A 249-nucleotide genomic window follows, 5' to 3' on the forward strand; every position below is an offset into this window, starting at 1 on the left:
CCCCCCCGTTTATTTTAAAACCCCGCCCCCCCCCCCCTCAAATTCAGGTTTTATCTTTTTGCCGTTTTCTGCTTTAAAAAAATTTTTTTTTAATGATACGGCGACCACCGAGATCTACACCAACGTCAGCTCGTCGGCAGCGTCATCTGACTATCCCCTGCGAGATGTGTATAAGAGACAGCTGCGGGAGTGAAGTAGCTGAACCTCGGCTCGCCGGCCGTTGGGGTTGGTGCTGACTCCTGCCAATAC

Annotated in this window: 1 protein-coding gene; it reads left to right on the top strand. The window is 51.4% G+C overall.

Going from position 1 to position 249, the window contains the following annotated elements; genetic code table 11:
- On the top strand, positions 1-193 hold a 193-nt coding region (locus ACPXCG_RS23980), incomplete at its 5' end, for a hypothetical protein (protein WP_425794896.1).
- Between the last annotated feature and the right edge of the window lie 56 nt (positions 194-249).

The sequence above is a fragment of the Gordonia sp. DT218 genome (assembly GCF_049847105.1).
Classification (GTDB): Bacteria; Actinomycetota; Actinomycetes; order Mycobacteriales; family Mycobacteriaceae; genus Gordonia.